We start from the raw sequence: 17293 nt of genomic DNA, 5'->3' as shown, positions 1-17293 counted from the left end.
AAATGGGTGACGTCATATCGATCGCCCGCGCCGGGCCGGTTTCGGCCGGCGGCAGTCGTGCGATCCGGAAAAGAGATCCCGGCCCTGGCCGGGATCGTGTCGAGCGGTAATGAAGGCTAGGCGGCAGCCTCGAGGATCGCAGCCTTTTCGGCAGCGAACGCCCAGTCGAGCCACGGCAGCAGCTTTTCGATGTCGGAGGTCTCGACGGTCGAGCCAGCCCAGATCCGGAGCCCGGTCGGCGCATCGCGATAGCCGCCAATGTCGTAAGCCACGCCTGCTTTGTCGAGCCGCGAGACCATCGCCTTGGCGAGAGCCGCCTGCTTGTCTTCGGGCAGCGCGGTGATCTCGGGATCGGTGATCACGAGACAGATCGAGGTGTTGGAGCGCTCGGCCGGGACCTTGGCGAGGAAGTCAACCCAGTCGGTCTTGGCGACCCACGCGTCGATCGCCGCGAAATTGGCGTCGGCCCGGGCCTGCATGGCCGAAAGCCCGCCGATCGACCTGCCCCATTGCATGGCATCGACCGCATCCTCGATGCAGAGCATGGAGACGGTATTGATCGTTGCGCCTTCAAAGATGTCCGCGATCAGCTTGCCGCCCTTGGTGAGGCGGAAGATCTTGGGCAGGGGCCGATCGGGCTTGAAGGTCTCGAGCCGCTCCACGGCACGTGGCGAGAGGATGAGGATGCCGTGTGCGGCCTCCCCGCCTAGCGCCTTCTGCCAGGAGAAGGTGACGACGTCTAGCTTGGAAAAGTCGAGGTTCTGCGCGAATGCAGCCGAAGTCGCGTCGCAGATGGTGAGCCCTTCGCGGTCGGCCGGGATCCAATCGCCATTAGGAACCCGTACGCCCGAAGTGGTGCCGTTCCAGGTGAAGACGACGTCGCGGCTGAAATCGACCGCATTGAGGTCGGGCAGTTCGCCATAGGGCGCCTTCAGAGTGCGCACATCGTCGAGCTTCAGCTGCTTGACGACGTCGGTGACCCAGCCTTCCCCGAAGCTCTCCCAGGCCAGCATGTCCACGCCCCGCGCGCCGAGCGCGGACCACATGAACATCTCGACGGCCCCGGTGTCGGAGGCGGGAACGATGCCGATGAGGTAGTCGGCGGGCACTTCGAGCACTTCGCGCGTCAGCGCGATCGCTTCCTGGATGCGGGCCTTGGCCGGCTTGGAGCGGTGCGAGCGCCCCACGAGCGCATTGGCCAGCGCATCGACCGTCCAGCCAGGACGTTTCGCGCAGGGACCCGAAGAAAAATTGGGATTAGCCGGTTTCACCGCCGGCGCGGTCATAGTCTCGGTCATGAGCGACCCTCCCAGGTCGATTGCCTTGCGTTAGGGCAAGGTGTCCTGAGGCCGCAGATACGCCTGCCCAAAGGCGGCGTCAAGAGCGATCGTTGAGCTTACTCGTCTTCCTCCTCGCCCGGCACGACAGCGCCCAGCCCCTCCACCGCCAGGCCGAGCAGGCGGTAGAGCTCGACCAGCTCTTGCCCGCTCAGCCGGCTCGCGGCCTGACGATTGGCATCCCGAGCGCATTCGCTCAGCACCGGCTCCAGCGCCCTCGCCTTTTCGGTAAGAAAGACATGCACCTTGCGCCGGTCGGTAGCACTGCGCTCGCGTCGGATCAGGCCCTGCGTTTCCAGGGCATCGAGGATCTTGGTGGAGGTCGCCTTCTTGACCTCGACGAGGTCCGACAGCGCGCTCGAACTCAGCCCGTCCTGCTCCCAGAGCCGCCTCAGATGGTGGAACTGGCTGTGGGTGATGCCGTGCCTCGCGAGATTTGCGCTGATAACCGCGGCAAAGCTTCGATTGGCCCGACGCAGCAGCACCCCGAGCCCAATCTCGGGGGAGCCCGTTTTCATGTCATCCTGCGCCATGCCTGCACCTCCGACCGCAATCTGAGGCCGGTTAGCACGCAAGGCGGTGGAGGACCATACCGGAGGCCGCAAGCGCCCTCAGGCCGGTTCGTACCCGAGCACGGCCTTCACTTCGAGGAAATCCTCGAAGCCGAACACGCCCTGCTCGCGGCCATTGCCGGACTTCTTGTATCCCCCGAATGGTACATCGCCGCGCGGCGGAGCCATATTGATGTAGATCCGCCCGGCGCGGATGCGCCGCGCAATGCGCCGCGCCCGCTCCACGTCACGTGACGCGATGTAGCCGGCAAGCCCATACTCACTGTCATTGGCGATCGCGATCGCCTCGTCTTCGTCGCGGTAGGCGATGATGACGACAACCGGACCGAAAATCTCCTCCCGGGCGATACGCATGTCGTTGCGGACGTCCGAAAAGACGGTCGGGGACACGTAATACCCCTTGTCGAACCCCTTCGGACGCCCTGGCCCGCCCGCAACGAGCGTCGCCCCCTCGGCGATACCGGCCTCGATCATCTCCTGCACCCGGGCGAACTGCATGGCCGACACCAGCGGCCCCATCTTGGTTTCGGGATCGGACGGATGGCCGATCCGCACCGAAAGGGCAGCCTTGCGGGCAATCTCAACCGCGGCGGCCAGCTGATCTTCCTGCACGAGCAGCCGGGTCGGCGCCTGACAGGACTGGCCGGTATTGGTGAAGCATCGGAGCACACCGTCGCGCACCGCAGTTTCGAGATCCGCGTCAGGCAGGATGATGTTCGCGGACTTGCCGCCAAGTTCCTGATGGACGCGCTTGACAGTATCCGCGGCGGCCTTCGCGACCATCACGCCCGCGCGGGTCGATCCGGTGAACGAGATCATGTCGATATCGGGATGGCTGGCAAGGGCCGCACCGACGCCCGGGCCGTCGCCCTGGATCATGTTGAAGACCCCCGCCGGCGCCCCTGCCTCTTCGATGATTTCGGTCAGGATGATGGCGCTCAGCGGCGAAATTTCGCTCGGCTTCCAGACGATGGTGCACCCCGCGGCAAGACCATAGGCAACCTTGGAGGCGATCTGGTTCATCGGCCAGTTCCAGGGCGTGATGAAGCCGCAGACCCCGATTGGCTCGCGAATGATGCGCGATGAGGCGACCATGTGCTCGAGATCATAGGCTTCGAGCAGGTCAGCTGCCTGCTTGAAGCGCTCCCGCCCGAAATGCGCCTGGACGGAGCGCGAGAAGCTAATGGGCGAGCCCATTTCGAGGGTGATCGCCTCCGCGATCTCCTCATAGCGGCGTTCGTAGACCTCGACGATCCGCCGCAGGAGCGACACGCGCTCGGCCTTCGGCCCGAAGCCGAAATGCTCGAACGCCCGCCGCGCGGCGATCACCGCCCTGTCGACATCGGCGCCGGACCCGAGGCTGATCGTGCCGGCCAGCGTTTCGTCCGCCGGGTTGGTGACCTCGAGACTTGTAGGGGACACCGGGTCGACCCAGGACCCATCAATGTAAAACCGCAGCGCATTGCCCATCGCCCCAACCCTCACGACAAAGTTTACACACTTGAGATTACGTATTACGTAATACGCAAGCAGGCAAGTGCCGGTCGGACGACGGGCCAGATGGGGGAGACACGGAATCATGGAACGGCAGGTCGAAGCGCATTCGGGCAAGGCGCTCTATGGATCGGATGTGATGGTCACGGCGCTCCGGGAATTGGGCGCGGAATACGTCTTCATCAATCCCGGCTCGAGCTTCCGCGGCATCCATGATTCGCTGGTCAATTATCTGGGCAATGAGCGACCGGAGATCGTCCTCGTGACCCATGAGATGATCGCAGTCGCAATGGCCCATGGCTATGCCAAGGCGACCGGTCGGCCAGGCTTCGTCATCCTCCATAACCTCGTCGGGCTCATGAACGGCTCGATGAGCATCTTCAATGCCTTCTGCGACCAGACCCCGCTCGTGATCATCGGGGGGAGCGGACCGGCCGATCCCAAGGACAGGCGCTTCATCGACTGGGCGCATTCTGCCAACACCCAGGGAGATCTGGTCCGCCCCTACGTGAAATGGACCGACGAGCCGGTGACGCTAGAAGGCGCGCTCGATTCCATGCTCCGTGCCCATCGCAAGGCCATGACCGCGCCGATGGGCCCCACCTATGTCTCGCTCGACGCGGGCCTTCAGGAGATCGTGGTCGAGCCGGGATTGGAGACCGGCGCCACCCTCCCCCGCTATCAGGCACCGGCGCCGATCCATCCCGACCCCGCACTGGTCGAGGAGATCGCCGCGGCGCTGCTTTCAGCCGAAATGCCACTCATTGTGGGCGGGCGCTTCGGGATCAATCCGGAAGTCACCGCGCCACTCGTGCGCCTCGTGGAACTGACCGGCGCCGCCTATCTCGACGATCGGGTGACGGTCTGCTTTCCCACCCGGCACCCCCAGAACCTCAACGGCGACAAGGCCATCCGCAAGGAGGCAGACCTGATCCTCGCGCTCGACGTGCAGGATCTGACGCTCGCGACGGTCGGCTATTCGGCCGGACGGTCCGCGATCATGGGAACGGGCGCAGGGGCTGCCGGCGCCACGGTGATCGATGTTTCGCTCAACGACTATTTCGGCAATTCCTGGTCGCGCTTCGGCGGCCCCACCCCGCCGATCGACCGTCAATTGATCGCCGATCCGCTCCTGTCGCTGAAACTGATCGTCAGCGCCGTGGAGGCGCGGATCGCTCAGGGGGCGGAGAGCCGGGCCATCACCGACCGCCGCCATGCCCTCGCCAAACGCCACGACACCATCGCAGCGGCCCACCGCGACACGCTGGCGAAGCGCTCGACCGATAATCCGATCGCGATGGAGCGCCTCACCCAGTCGGTCTTCGACGCGGTGCGCGGAGAGAAATGGCGGCTCGTGGTACGCAACCACCGCAGCTGGAAAGATGGGTACTGGGAATTTTCCGGTGCGGGAGACTATCTGGGCGGCGATGGCGGCGGGGGCGTCGGCTATGGACCGGGCGCCGCGATCGGCGCGGCCATGGGCCTCAAGGGCACGGGCGTATTGCCCGTTGCAATCATCGGCGATGGCGATTTCATGATGACGCCGGGCGCCATCTGGTCGGGTGTTCACCACGAAACGCCGCTTCTCATGGTGATCATGAACAACCGCTCCTGGGGCAATGACGAACTGCACCAGCGCGAGGTGGCGCATGTTCGTGGACGCGCGGCACAAAACGCGCATGTCGGCCAGCGCACCCATCACCCCGATGTTGACTTGGTGGGCGTCGCCCGCTCATTTGGCGCCTGGACACGGCCTGTGGTCACCGATCCGGCGGAACTCGATGCGGCGCTCGCCGAAGGCGTCGCGGCCGTGAAGGCCGGCCACCTCGCCGTCATCGAAGTCATCACGTCGCTCGACTGAGCCCCGGGAGAAGGCGCTGCATGCAGGACGAACTGACGGGCTCAAAGGGCGATGCTGGCTTCTCGATGCATATCGAGCAGCCCAGCCAGCTCCTGCGCGACCGCGTCCTCGCCCGCATCCGCGAAGCCATCGTCAATGGCGTCTACCTGCCCGGCCAGCGCCTCCTTGAAAAGGATCTCTGCGCCGCGCTGGGGGTCAGCCGCACCTCGGTGCGCGAAAGCCTTCGTCAGCTCGAGATCGAGCAATTGGTTACGGTCGGTCCGCGCGGCCGCCCGCAGGTGGCGAGCCTGACCCTCGATCAGGCGCGCGAGATCTACGAGTTCCGCATCGTGCTCGAACGGGCGGCGGTCGCGCTTTTCATCGCACGCGCGCCGGAGACCGCTTTCGAGCATCTGCGCGCCCTGGGCGAGCGGTTTGCCGAGGCCCTTGCCACCGAAGATTTGACCGAACTTCTGAGGCTGAAGTCCGAATTCTATCGGACGCTGTTCGGGGAGGCCCGCAACGCCTCGATGCAGACCGTCTTCGAGCAGCTCTTCAACCGCATCGGCTACCTTCGTGCGCGATCCCTTGCCCGGCCCAAGAACACTGCGCTCCGCTCCCAGGAGCTTGGAGACGTCCTCGATGCAGTCGCGCGCCGCGACGTGGCAGCGGCAGAGCATGCGATCGAGCATCACGTGCGCTCGGTGGCGCGCGGAGCGCTCGCCCGGCTGGAGGCCGATCTGGAGGGTCGACGCGATGACTGAAGCTCCGCCTCAAGGCGCGTTCTGGGCTTATTCGCTTGGCTTTTACGACGATGCAGACACACAGAAAGCCTGCCTTGCCGTCCAGGGCGAAGCGGGGGCCGACGTCAATCTCGTGCTCTACATGCTCTTCCGGGCGAGCCGGGGCGAAGTGCTCTCGTCCGAGGCGGTTGCGGCGCTGGACGCAGCCATAGCGCCCTGGCGCGAGGAGACGATCGTGCCTCTTCGAGAATTGCGGACGCGGCTCAAGCCGCTCGGCTACCGCCCCGACAAGGCGGGGCAGGAAAGGCTGCGCGCCGTCATCAAGAAGGCCGAACTCGACGCCGAAAAGCTCGAGCAGTTCGCTCTCGAAGCCGAGGCACCCCCTGCTGATCGTACTGGCGATCCGATGGAGGCCGCCAGCGCCAATCTCGACGCCTACGCAGTTCGGCTCGCGCGGCCACTGCCAGAGCCTGCGCGCGAGCGCCTCCTTGCCCGGTTCATTGCCCGGCTATAGGGCCCCGGCATCGATCTTCTGCACGGCAAACTTGCTGACGAGACAGCTCTGGAGCCCTTCGATCGCCGATTCGCGGCCATAGCCGCTGTCGCGCACGCCACCCCAGGGCGTCTCCGGCCCGTTGATGGCAAACGTGTTGATCCCAATCAGCCCCGCCTGCAGGCCCTCGCTGAGCGCGATCTGGCGCGACGCATTCTGGGTGAAGGCATAGGCCGCGAGCCCGTAGACGGTCGCGTTCGCCTTGGCGAGCCCGTCCCTGTGGTCCGAGAACGGCATGAAGGCTGCAATCGGCCCGAACGGCTCGTCATGCAGCACGCGCGCCGTCTCCGGGATGTCGGTAAGCACCGTCGGGCGGTAATAGTACCCCTCATTGCCGAAGGTTTCGCCGCCGGTCCTAACCGTCGCGCCGGCCTTCCGCGCATCCTCGACAATGGCCTGTACCGCCCCGAGCCGCCGCCGGTTGGCAAGCGGCCCCATCTCGCTCCCACCTTTATCGCCCGGACCGAGCCGCAACGCGCTCGCCCGCGCGACGAAGCGCTCGAGATAGGCCTCGTAGACCTGCTCCTGGACGATGAACCGGGTAGGAGACACGCAGACCTGGCCGGCATTGCGGAATTTCGCCGCCACGGCCTGCGCGACCGCGTCGTCGAGATCGGCATCCGCGTAGACGAGCACCGGCGCATGTCCGCCAAGCTCCATCGTCGCGGGCTTGCCGAAGGACGCCGCCAGCGCCGCAAGCTGGCGCCCCACTCGGGGACTGCCGGTAAAGCTCACCTTCCGCACGATCTCAGAGCTGATCAGCGTTTCGGAGATTTCGGGCGGATTGCCGAAGAGCAGCCCGATCACGCCCTTGGGCACACCGGCATCGGTGAACGCCCGCGCAAAGGCAACCGCCGTCAGCGGCGTCTCCTCGGCGCCCTTGAGGATGCAGCAGCACCCCGCGGCAAGCGCCGTCGCGAATTTCTTGGCCGGGGTAGTCGCGGGGAAATTCCAGGGCGCGAAGGCAGCCACGACCCCGATCGGCTCGACGAGCACGCTCTGCCGCACGCCCTGCACCCGACCGGGCACGATCCTGCCATAGGTGCGTCGGCCTTCCTCGGCCATCCAGTCTATGTGCTCGGCGGCACCGGCGATCTCGATGCGTGCCTCGGCGATACGCTTGCCCTGTTCAAGTACGAGGGCGGCAGCAATCTCTTCGCTCCGTTCGCGGATGAGATCCGCGGCCCGCCGCATGATCCGGCTGCGTTCGATGGGCGGAGTGTTCTTCCATCCGGGAAAGGCTCGATCGGCAGCGGCAAGAGCATCTTCGATATCGTCCCGGCGCGCGTGAGGCACCCGGCCGATCGGCTGGCCTGTTGCCGGATTCTCGATCGGCTCGCTCGCCCGCTCGTCTGGCCCGATCCACGCCCCGTTGATGAGAAGCGCTGCATCATGTGTCTTTGTCATCGGCCTGCCCTCAATGATCGGGCACGTGGACATGGACGATTGCCGTCCGTCCGCCACGCACGGTCTCGACCGCCTCGGCCACCACCCGGCTCACCTCGAGAGGATCGCTGAGCGTGAAGCCTGCAAAGCCGAACATCTCCGCCATCACCGCAAAGCGCGTGCCCCGCTCGATCTGCGAGCCGAAATCTTCGGCGGACTTCGCATGGCCGTCCGGATAGACCCGGAGCGTCGATTCCTTGACCGCCGACCAGCCCGCATTGTCGAGAACAATGGTCAGGATCGGCAGGTCGTACTGGCGGGAGACGGCGTAGACCGATGAAGGATTGTTGTAGAAGAACCCGCCATCGCCGATGATCTGGACGACGAGCGCCTGGGGCTTCGCGAGCTTATAGCCGAGCGCCATGCCGCCCGAAGCGCCGAGCCCGCCGCCCCCGGTCCGGACCATGGTGTTGCCCCGGCTCCGCGCGATCTGCTGGACCATTGCCGGCTGGTTGCGCACCGCTTCATGCAGGATCATGTCGTCTTCGCGCAGCGCTTTGCCCAGCTCGGAAAGAAAGTAACGCGGGTTGATCGCCCCGTTGCTGCCGGGATCGGCCGCGGCCTCGCGCGCCTTCGCCTTCATCGCTGAACGCTCGGCACGGATCGTTTCGACGCGCGCGGCCGCGGCGGCACGCAGACCCGCGTCGGCGCGTTCTTCGATGTAATCGATGAGCTGGCCGAGAATGCGGGCGCTGTTGCCTTCGAGGCGCCGGTCCGCAGGAAAGCTCCAGATCGGCGAGCTGGGCTTGAGGACATCGACGTCGATATGAGCCCAATAGGTGTCGGGATTGGGCCGCTGCTGGGACGGCATCCAGGGCACGTCGCTGTCGACGATCAGCCCGACATCGGCCGAACCCAGATGCTTGCCGGCCGCAAAGCCGCTGAAGCAGGCCATCTCATGGGAAATATTGCTGACCATATTGGGCTCGAAGACGCGCATCCCCACCAGCTGCGAGAGCCGGTCGATGGCCTCGGAGGTCCCTTCGGTATGCCCGCCATAGGACGTCAGGATGATCCCCCGCTCGGCCTTCATCAGCCGCTCGGCGAGATCGGCGATGGCAATCTGCTCGATGCCCGAGGGCTCGGCCGGGCCATGCTTGTGCGTCGGGAAGGACGCGACGGCCGACACCTCAACCTCCTGCGTCAGCGCCTCACGCGGCAGCATCAGGTAGACCGGTCCGCGCGCGCCCGATTGCATGATGGTATGGGCGCGTCTCACGACCTCCTTGGCCGTCACCCCCGATTGCAGAGTGTATTCCCATTTTGCATAGGGCCGCACGAGCGCGCCCTGATCGGCGGGCTCCTGGATGAAGTGCACGTAATTGTCGCGGCTCCCCAGAAGCTCGCCATGGCTGGTGTATGGGGCCTTGCCCGCCAGCAGCATCATGGGCAGCCGGCTGCGCGCCATGTTGTGCATGCCCATGGCGGCGTTTGCCGTCCCCACATCGACATGCACCAGCGCCGCCTGTCCGCGGCCTGTTGCGAGCGCAAAGCCGCCCGCCATGTGCGCTGCAGTGCTCTCATGAGGACAGATGACCAGCGCCGGCGGCTCCAGCCCCTCGGCTTTCCAGCGCGCCAGCTCCTCGATCAGGGGGGCGTGGTCGGTCCCCATGTTGACGAAAAGATACTCGATGCCGACCTCTTTCAGGCCTTCGAGCAGAAAATGCGCGGCGCTCAGCGTCTCGGCCGCAATCTCGGTCCAGGCGTTCATCCTGTCCTCCCTCCAGTCAGGGTACGCCGGCCCTCCCGCCGGCGAGAAAAAAGGGCGCCTCGACGGCGCCCCTCGATTCACTTGGCGGGCTTGGTTGCCTCTTCCACGTCCGCATCGCGGTTCGGCTTCAGCCACACATAAAGCAGCAACGCCGTGATCGCGAGGCTCGCCGCGCTGATCGGCCGGGTGAAGAACACGGTGAAATCCATGTTGTTCGCCGTCAGCGCATTGCGCAGATTCTGCTCGAGGATCGGACCCAGAACGATCCCCAGCACCGCTGGCGAGGTGGGGAATTTGAAGCGGTTCATGAGATAGCCGATGAGCCCGAAGATGAGGATCAGCTTCACGTCGAACGGGTTCGATGCCAGCGAGAACGCCCCTGCGCCTGCAACGATGAAGATCGAGGGGACCATGATCCCGATCGGGATCTGGAGCACCTTGGCCGCGAGTTTCCGGCCAGACAGGCCCATGACCAGCATGAGGCAGTTCGAGATGAACAGCAGCAGCAGGATCGAGAAGAAGAGCGATGGATTGTTGGGGATGAGGAAGGGCCCGGTCTGGATACCCTGGATCATCAGTGCCCCGATCAGCACCGCCGTCACCGGATCGCCCGGAATGCCCAGCGTCAGGAGCGGAACGAGTGCGCCACCGGTCACCGCGTTATTGGACACCTCGCAGGCAATGATGCCCTTGGGTTCGCCCTTGCCGTATTTGTCGCCCTTCTTGGCAGTCCGCAGCGCATCGCCATAGCTGACCCAGGATGCGATCGAGGGACCCGTTCCAGGCAGGATGCCGATGAGCGCGCCGATACAGGCCGATTTGAAGACCAGCCATTTGTTGCGCCAGTAGTCGAGCAGCACGACGCGGTTCGACGTCCGCTCCTGCACCGGCAGGATTTCGAGCGTCATGTCGCGCTTGCGCGTCTGCAGCAGCATCTGCCCGATGGCAAAGAGCCCGATCAGCGCAGCTGTGGTCGGGATGCCGGCCATGAGGTTGGGCTGGCCCATCAGGAACCTGCCCACCCCGCTCACCGGATCGAGCCCGATTGTGCTGACGAGGATGCCGATGAAGGCCGCAGCGATGCCCTTGGTCATCGAGCCGCGCGAGATACCCGCCACGCACACGATGCCGACGAAGGCGAACGCGAAATATTCGACCGAGGTGAAGCTCAGCGCCACCCGCGCCAGCGTCGGCGCGACCAGCGCGAGCAGCAAAAGCGAGAAGATCCCGCCGACGAACGAGCCGACGACTGCTGTCGCAATCGCTCGGTCACCCTGCCCTTGCTGGGCCATGGTGTAGCCGTCGAGCGCGGTTGCAGCCGAACCCGGCGCGCCAGGTGTATTGAGCAGGATGGCCGGTATCGACCCGGCGAAATAGCCCGAGCAGTAGATGCCGAGCAGGAGCGCCATCGAGGTCGTGGGGCCCATGACATAGGTCAGGGGCAGGAAGAGCGCGATGGCCGAAGTTGCGGTGAGCCCGGGCGCCGCCCCGAAGATCATGCCGATCACGGCGCCGGCCGTTACCGCCAGCAGCACCCAAGGATTGGCGACCGCCTGGATGGCGCCGCCGACGTCTCCAAAAGCAATCAGATCCATGTCGGAAGCACCACGTTGAAGCCGCGCGTGAAGGCGAGATAGAGCAGGATCGCGAGCCCGAGCGGGATGAGGACGAGTTGCAGCACGTTGCGGATGCCGAACATCAGCATGGTGACCAGGGCGAGCGCCCAGGCGCCGAGGCGGAAGTCGATATCGGCAAAGAACCAGTAGAAGATCGCAAGCAGCCCGCCGACCACGAGAATGCGGGTATCGACCAGCGCAGGCAGCGGGCCGGCTTCGGAGCGGAGACCCTTCACGAGCAGGATCACCCCACACACGATGAGCCCGAAGGCACACATCAGGGGAAAGAAGTTGGGCGGCAGCGTTGCGCCTGCTGCGCCCCGGCCCATATTTGCGGACAGGGCGATCACGATGCCGCCTATCCCGACCAGCGTCGCGCCGCTGACCGTATCCTCATGCTTGATGGCCATTGCTCCACCCTCCCGTGCTGACCAGCGATGAGCAGCCGGCCCGATGGGCCGGCCGCCTGTGATGCTGCCTTACTCGGCAAGACCCACTTCTTCGAGGATCGGACGGAATTCCTCGGCTTCGGCAGCAACCTGCGCGCGCATCTCCTCGGGGTTGAGGTAGTAGGGCGCGAAGTAGAAGCTCGCGAGGCGCTCTTGGAACTCGGGATCGGCCAGAGCCTTCTCGACGGCCTGGGTGATCTTGGTCACAGCCACTTCGGGCGTGCCGGCTGGTGCAACGAGGCCGAACCACTGCGAGCGCAGATAGTCATAGCCCTGCTCGCGATAGGTCGGGACGTCGGGCATGTACTCCCAGCGCTCCTCGGCGGCGAGGCCGAGCACGCGGATGTCGCTATTGCCGTTCTCGTCGAACATCGGGGGGAAGTTGGAGCCGCCACCCGAGAGGAACTCGATCTCGCCCGAAAGCAGCTTGACCATGGCTTCCTGCCCGCTCGAGCTGTTCACATAGGTGTTCTGAAGATCGTTCTGGCCAAGGAACACGGCTGCCGCCAGATGCGGACCCGAGCCGATGCCCGATCCCGACCAGGTCAGCGGCTCGGTGCGAAGCGCCTCGACGAGATCATCGAGCGTCTCGTAGGGGCTGTCGGCACGAACCGCGATACCCGACGGGATATCGACGAGCGTCGCGATCATCTCGAAGCTGTCGGCCGTATAGCTCGAGGAATCCATGATCGGGCGGGCGCCGAGCGTCGAATCCGAGCCCACAGCAATGGTGTAGCCGTCGGGCCGCGCAACCGCGAGGTTGGCAAGGCCCACCGCACCGCCGGCGCCCGGCTGGTTGATGATGACCACGGGCTGGCCGAGCTCTTCCTCGAGCGCCGGCACGATCATGCGGGCGACCTGGTCGGTCGCGCCGCCCTGCCCGAAGGGCACGACGAGCTGGATGGGCCGGGTCGGGAAATCCTGAGCGATGGCGGTGCCGGAGACCGCGGCTACCGCTATGGCAGCGAGAGTGAGTGAAGACAGCTTCATTGTTGGTTCCTCCTTGAAGTGTGTCGATGACAGAATTCGTCTGTGTCGTTCTTGCCGCCCCGGGGAGCGGTGGCGTGCCCGGACCTGCCGGGGCGCCGGGGTCCGGTACGGCAGCCTCCCCGGACCGCCGCACCGGTATGCGTCATCCCGGCGCCGCCTGTCGTTTGGCGGCCTGCTTTGCAAGCTTGTGCTCGGCAAGGATGGGTTCGAGGTTGAACAGGCGCTGGGCGTTGCCGCCCAGGATGTTGCGCTTGGCGGCTTGGTCGAGAAACGGCAGGTCGTAGATCGTGCTCGGCAGGTCCATGTCCCAATGGGGATAGTCGGATGAGTAGAGCAGCTGGTTGGGCGCGTCGATCATCTCGAAGGTGAGTTCCAACGCCTTGGAATTGTTCACCATTTCCATGGGCTGCGACGTGTAGAACATGTCGCGCATGTAATCGCTGGGCTTCTTCTTGAGCAGCGGCGCGTCCGAGGGGCGCATCATGTACTCGTTATCGAGCCGCTGCATGACGAACGGAATCCAGGCGAGGCCCGCCTCGATCCACAGCGTCTTGAGCTTGGGGAAGCGCTCGGGCAGCCCGTTGATCACCCAGTTCGAGAGGTGCAGCATGTTGTGCCAGGCAAAGCCGAGCGCATGCAGCGTCAGGAACCGGTTGCAGGTAGAGAGCCCCGGCTCCTGCCCGCCGAGCCCGGTATGGAAGCCGAGCGGCAGGTTGCGCTCCTCGAGCGCCCTGTAGGTCTTGGCATAGGCATTGTCATAGACGCCGCGATAGCGCGTCGAGGTGACCATGAAGCCGATGACGCCCTTGTGGTCGCCGTATTTCTCGATCGTCTTGAGGCACGCCTCGGGATCGTTGAACGGCAGATAGAGCATCGACTTGAGCCGGCTGTCCTCCTGCAGGATGGTCTCGCAGAGCCAGCGATTGTAGGCATCGGCGAGTTCCACCTCGAGATCGACCCGGGGCACGAGCCCGAGATTGAGCAGCGGCGTCGGAAACATGCAGGCGATGTCGACGCCCATGGCGTCCATCCAGCGCCGCATCAGCGTGATGTCGCGGTGCGGCGTCTCGGGCACGTGTTCGGATTTGCGCAGCGGATAGCGCGTTACCCGTCCGCCCAGTTCCTGATACTGCCCGAAACCCGTCGTGATGCCCTTGCGCGAGATGCCCTGGTACTTGACCTCGTGGCGCAGGATCGGGTTGTCGATGAATTCGGCGATCTCGGCGGACGCCTCGTTCTCGTAATGATGGGAATCGACGTCGACGATGAGGAAGTCCTCATAGCCGCGCTCGTCGGCCTGCCGGGCTGCATTGGCCAGGTGCATCGAGGTGTCGAACCGTTCGGTGGCCATGTCCCGGAAATCGGGGATCGGGGCCGCTTCAGCATTGCTCATGGCTTGGGCTCCTTCACGAGGCATCGGCAAGGCCGGTGGCCTTGGCGGGACGGATGTTGCTCATGGTTTCCCAGAGCCCGAGCTCGAAGACCTCGATCCCGCCCGCATCGAGCAGCGCGAGGCTGGTGATGCAGACATCGGTCGGGGTGGGCACGCTGTTGCGCCCGAAAGGCATCAGCTTGGCACCGTTCTCGGCCTTGGCCGCGTAGAGCCGCACCACGCTCGCCATCACCTGGCCGAGCGCCTCGTTGGAGAGCGCTTCGATCTCACCAGTGGCGATCGCATCGTCGCAAAGCGCGGCGATGTCGCTGGCAAGGCTTGCGAACTTCTCGGCATCATCCGGCGTCTGGGCCGGTACCGCCTTAAGCGCTGACATAGACATTGCCGTCCCTTTCGATGACGTCGAACTTGCGCAGGCGCAGTTTCGGGTCGCAGACATTGGTGCCGTCGCTGAGGTGAAATTCGTAGCCATGCCAAGGGCAGACGATGTGGATGTCGTCCTCGTCGAACTTCTGCCCGTGGAAGAGCCCGTTCTCGTCGATGTCGTCATAGACGCCGGGCATGCGCACGCCCTCGCAGGCCGGCCCGCCCTGGTGCGGACAGCGATTGCGGTAGGCGTAGTAGCGCCCGCCCTGCCGGATGATGCCGATGTCGTACTCGTTGACCCGGACGATGCGCACGGTGCCATCTTCGATGTCGCCATGCTTGCAGATCAGAACTTCCTGCATCCTCATTCCTCGTTCGTTTCCGTTATGAAGCATATTGTATGCTTCCGTACGAGTTTTAGGTTTGGTCCGGGTCGTGGTCAAGCTCAGCGCTTGGGCGGAGTCTCCTGGTCGGGCGAAAAGCGCGTTTCCGGCTTCACCCACGGGATCTGGCGTCCAAGACTGATCTTGCCGTTTTCGAGATACTCCCCCTGTGCTGCGCGGGCTGCGGCGGCATCCCATTCGCTGTGCCACTCGCCCAGCGAGTAGCCGAACCAGGGCGATTGCGGGGTGAGCTTGGGCAGGCCCATCTCCTCCCAGATGCCCTTCGCGCGCTCCATGTAGTCCTGGGTCGGCAGGGCGAGCGGCGGCATCGGGGACTTCATCGTAGCGTCGATCAGGAGGGTGGAATCCTCTTCGCCTTCGGCCTCGCGCTTGGGCCCGTGGCCCTGCCCGCGATGGGCCAGCGTCTGCACGTCCGCGATCGGGTTCGAGCGATAGGCCATCGCCCAGAGGATGCCGTCGGGGCTGTCGGGATCGATGTCCTCATTGACCGCGATGCAGATCTTGCCGCAGTCGCCCTTGAAGAAGGCTGCCCCATAGAGCGCCCGCCAGATCTCGGTGCGTGGCGTGTTCGGCGCGACGGTGATGACGGTGACGCGCAGGAGCCCGGTAAGCGGCTCGTGCAGCGACACCTTCTTGACGCCCTTGATGCTCATCGTGTCGCGGAGATGGCGCAGGAAAAGCGGCTCGTAGGCCACCCGCTTGATGACGCTGGATTCGCTCGGCGCCACCTGGCTGATATAGGAGGGGATCACCGCATCGCGCCGGCGGGTCACCGCCGTGATGCGCATGGGCATGTTGTATTCTTCGAGCGCCACGTGCCCATGCGATTCCCCGAACGGGCCCTCGGGCTCGACCTTGGTCGTGTCGACATAGCCCTCGATCACGACCTCGGCTTCCGCCGGCACCATGAGGTCGACGGTCTTGGCCTTCACCACGTTGATCGGCGCGCCGGCAAGCCCGCCCGCAACGGTGAACTCGTCGACCCCGATCGGCAGCTTCTGGGGCCCCATGAAGGCGACATAGGGCGGGCAACCGAGCACGATCGCCACCGGCATCTCGTTGTCGCCACGCTCCTTGTGCGAGAGATAGTGCTGGTAGCCCCCGGCCCCGCCGACGCGGGTCGCCATGCGCACCACGAGCCGGTCGGACGCCTTCAGCGCGCACCGGTAAGTGCCCATGTTCTGAACGCCCGTAACGGGATCCTTGGTAATGACGTTGGTTGCGCTCAGCGTCGGCGCACTGTCGAAGCCCGGCGTCGAGACGGGGATCGGCAACAGATCGAGCCCGTGGCCCTCCTGGGAAAGGATCTCGCCGTCTTCGATGATTTCGTGGCAGGGCGCGTCGGTCACCTCGACCGGGTCGATCGGATTGGCGATCGCGTGGTCCCATTTGGCCTGGATCGCATCGACCGAGCAGCCCATGCCCGTGCCATAGACCTCGCGGTTGGCCGCCATGCCGCCGACCACCACGGGAATGTCGTATTTGCGGCCCTTGCCGTCCACGATGTTGGTGAAGAGGAACGCCTTGCGATCCTTCTCCTGGATGCCGCCCACGAACTGCCAGCGCACCAGCGGATGCATCTCGCTGTCCTTGTCGATCTGGCGATCGACGCGGGTCAGGAGCCCCCGCCGCTCGAGCTCGGCCAGATGGTCGTGCAGATCGTTATAGGGGGGCTTGGATTGGGTCATGGCGTGGTCCTCGGTTCGTGCGTGGGGGTTGGTGGCGGCGCGATCAGTCATCGCGGCTTTCCCCCTCGTCGTATTCGTCTGGTGTGTCGTCTTCGCCCCAGCGACGCACGAGGCTGCCGCTGTCGATCCCCATGAGGTCGAGAGCACGCCCCACAAGGTGATTGATGATGTCGTCGACGGTCTTGGGCTTGTAGTAGAGGCCGATCACGGTCGGCATGACGATCGCGCCATTGCGCGTCGCCTGGTCCATCAGCGCGATATGCCCTGCATGCAGCGGCGTCTCGCGGAACATCAGCACCAGCCGCCGACGCTCCTTGAGGCAGACATCCGCCGCTCGCGACAGCAGGTCTCCGCTGTTGCAATGGGCCACTGCGCTCAGCGTCTTGACCGAGCAGGGCGCGACGATCATCCCCTCATTGCGAAACGAGCCGCTCGCCACCGACGAGCCGATATCGCGGAAATTGTGCGTGACGTCGGCCAGCGCCGTGACGTCGGAATAGGAGTATTCGGTCTCGAGCCCCAGCGTGCGCACGGCAGAGGGCGACATCACGAGATGGGATTCGACGCCCTCGATCCCCTTGAGGATCTCGAGCGCCCTGACGCCCAGAATGGTGCCCGAAGCACCCGTTATGCCCACGATGACGCGCTTCACCGACGCTGCTCCTCCCTGTGGCCGTCCTGTCGGCGGCCT

At 65.0% G+C, this 17293-nt stretch carries 16 protein-coding genes; 3 read left to right on the top strand and 13 right to left on the bottom strand.

Annotation, left to right across the window (positions count from 1 at the left end; genetic code table 11):
- Positions 1 to 116: 116 nt before the first annotated feature.
- From EMQ25_RS01640 to EMQ25_RS01630, 3 genes are all read right to left on the bottom strand, one after another.
- Positions 117 to 1298: a phosphoserine transaminase gene (locus EMQ25_RS01640; protein ID WP_127186810.1), complete on the bottom strand. Its 1182-nt coding sequence runs from the start codon at positions 1296 to 1298 to the stop codon at positions 117 to 119.
- 98 nt (positions 1299 to 1396) lie between these two features.
- Positions 1397 to 1870, bottom strand: coding sequence for a MarR family winged helix-turn-helix transcriptional regulator (locus EMQ25_RS01635; RefSeq protein WP_127186809.1), 474 nt, complete (start codon positions 1868 to 1870; stop codon positions 1397 to 1399).
- 78 nt (positions 1871 to 1948) lie between these two features.
- Positions 1949 to 3379: an aldehyde dehydrogenase family protein gene (locus EMQ25_RS01630; protein WP_127186808.1), complete on the bottom strand. Its 1431-nt coding sequence runs from the start codon at positions 3377 to 3379 to the stop codon at positions 1949 to 1951.
- A 109-nt stretch (positions 3380 to 3488) separates the two neighbouring features.
- Between EMQ25_RS01630 and EMQ25_RS01625 the strand changes: the two genes are divergently transcribed.
- Genes EMQ25_RS01625 through EMQ25_RS01615 form a run of 3 tightly spaced genes read left to right on the top strand, consistent with a single transcriptional unit; the run spans position 3489 to position 6500 of the window.
- Positions 3489 to 5264 (top strand): thiamine pyrophosphate-binding protein, encoded by a 1776-nt coding sequence (locus EMQ25_RS01625; RefSeq protein ID WP_127186807.1) that lies wholly within the window; start codon positions 3489 to 3491, stop codon positions 5262 to 5264.
- Positions 5265 to 5284: 20 nt separating this feature from the next.
- On the top strand, positions 5285 to 6007 hold the full coding sequence (locus EMQ25_RS01620) for a GntR family transcriptional regulator (RefSeq protein ID WP_127186806.1): 723 nt from the start codon (positions 5285 to 5287) through the stop codon (positions 6005 to 6007).
- Positions 6000 to 6500, top strand: coding sequence for a TIGR02444 family protein (locus EMQ25_RS01615; RefSeq protein ID WP_158625913.1), 501 nt, complete (start codon positions 6000 to 6002; stop codon positions 6498 to 6500). The genes EMQ25_RS01620 and EMQ25_RS01615 overlap by 8 nt, the downstream gene beginning before the upstream one ends.
- Here the strand turns inward: EMQ25_RS01615 and EMQ25_RS01610 are convergent.
- The 10 genes from EMQ25_RS01610 to EMQ25_RS01565 all read right to left on the bottom strand — a co-directional run bounded on the left by EMQ25_RS01610 (position 6495) and on the right by EMQ25_RS01565 (position 17254).
- Positions 6495 to 7946 (bottom strand): NAD-dependent succinate-semialdehyde dehydrogenase, encoded by a 1452-nt coding sequence (locus EMQ25_RS01610; RefSeq protein WP_127186804.1) that lies wholly within the window; start codon positions 7944 to 7946, stop codon positions 6495 to 6497. The genes EMQ25_RS01615 and EMQ25_RS01610 overlap by 6 nt on opposite strands.
- A 10-nt stretch (positions 7947 to 7956) precedes the next feature.
- Positions 7957 to 9696 carry a thiamine pyrophosphate-requiring protein gene (locus tag EMQ25_RS01605; protein ID WP_127186803.1) on the bottom strand — a complete coding sequence of 580 codons (1740 nt, stop codon included), beginning with the start codon at positions 9694 to 9696 and terminating at the stop codon, positions 7957 to 7959.
- Positions 9697 to 9773: 77 nt separating this feature from the next.
- Entirely contained in the window at positions 9774 to 11291 is a 1518-nt protein-coding gene (locus tag EMQ25_RS01600) for a tripartite tricarboxylate transporter permease (RefSeq protein WP_127186802.1), read from the bottom strand.
- A complete protein-coding gene (locus EMQ25_RS01595) occupies positions 11282 to 11722 on the bottom strand; it encodes a tripartite tricarboxylate transporter TctB family protein (protein WP_127186801.1) in 441 nt (146 codons plus the stop codon). The genes EMQ25_RS01600 and EMQ25_RS01595 overlap by 10 nt, the downstream gene beginning before the upstream one ends.
- Before the next feature lie 69 nt (positions 11723 to 11791).
- Positions 11792 to 12751 (bottom strand): Bug family tripartite tricarboxylate transporter substrate binding protein, encoded by a 960-nt coding sequence (locus tag EMQ25_RS01590; RefSeq protein ID WP_127186800.1) that lies wholly within the window; start codon positions 12749 to 12751, stop codon positions 11792 to 11794.
- A gap of 142 nt (positions 12752 to 12893) precedes the next feature.
- On the bottom strand, positions 12894 to 14144 hold the full coding sequence (locus tag EMQ25_RS01585) for an amidohydrolase family protein (protein ID WP_127186799.1): 1251 nt from the start codon (positions 14142 to 14144) through the stop codon (positions 12894 to 12896).
- Between the two features lie 13 nt (positions 14145 to 14157).
- Entirely contained in the window at positions 14158 to 14520 is a 363-nt protein-coding gene (locus EMQ25_RS01580; protein WP_127186798.1) for a hypothetical protein, read from the bottom strand.
- A complete protein-coding gene (locus EMQ25_RS17950; RefSeq protein WP_158625912.1) occupies positions 14507 to 14872 on the bottom strand; it encodes a Rieske (2Fe-2S) protein in 366 nt (121 codons plus the stop codon). The genes EMQ25_RS01580 and EMQ25_RS17950 overlap by 14 nt, the downstream gene beginning before the upstream one ends.
- An 83-nt stretch (positions 14873 to 14955) precedes the next feature.
- Complete coding sequence (locus EMQ25_RS01570) at positions 14956 to 16653, bottom strand: UbiD family decarboxylase (RefSeq protein ID WP_244606429.1); 1698 nt, start codon at positions 16651 to 16653, stop codon at positions 14956 to 14958.
- On the bottom strand, positions 16646 to 17254 hold the full coding sequence (locus tag EMQ25_RS01565; protein WP_127186796.1) for a UbiX family flavin prenyltransferase: 609 nt from the start codon (positions 17252 to 17254) through the stop codon (positions 16646 to 16648). The genes EMQ25_RS01570 and EMQ25_RS01565 overlap by 8 nt, the downstream gene beginning before the upstream one ends.
- Between the last annotated feature and the right edge of the window lie 39 nt (positions 17255 to 17293).

Source organism: Arsenicitalea aurantiaca (assembly GCF_003994485.1).
Taxonomy (GTDB): Bacteria; Pseudomonadota; Alphaproteobacteria; order Rhizobiales; family Devosiaceae; genus Arsenicitalea; species Arsenicitalea aurantiaca.
This window is presented reverse-complemented; position numbering and strand designations above follow the sequence as displayed.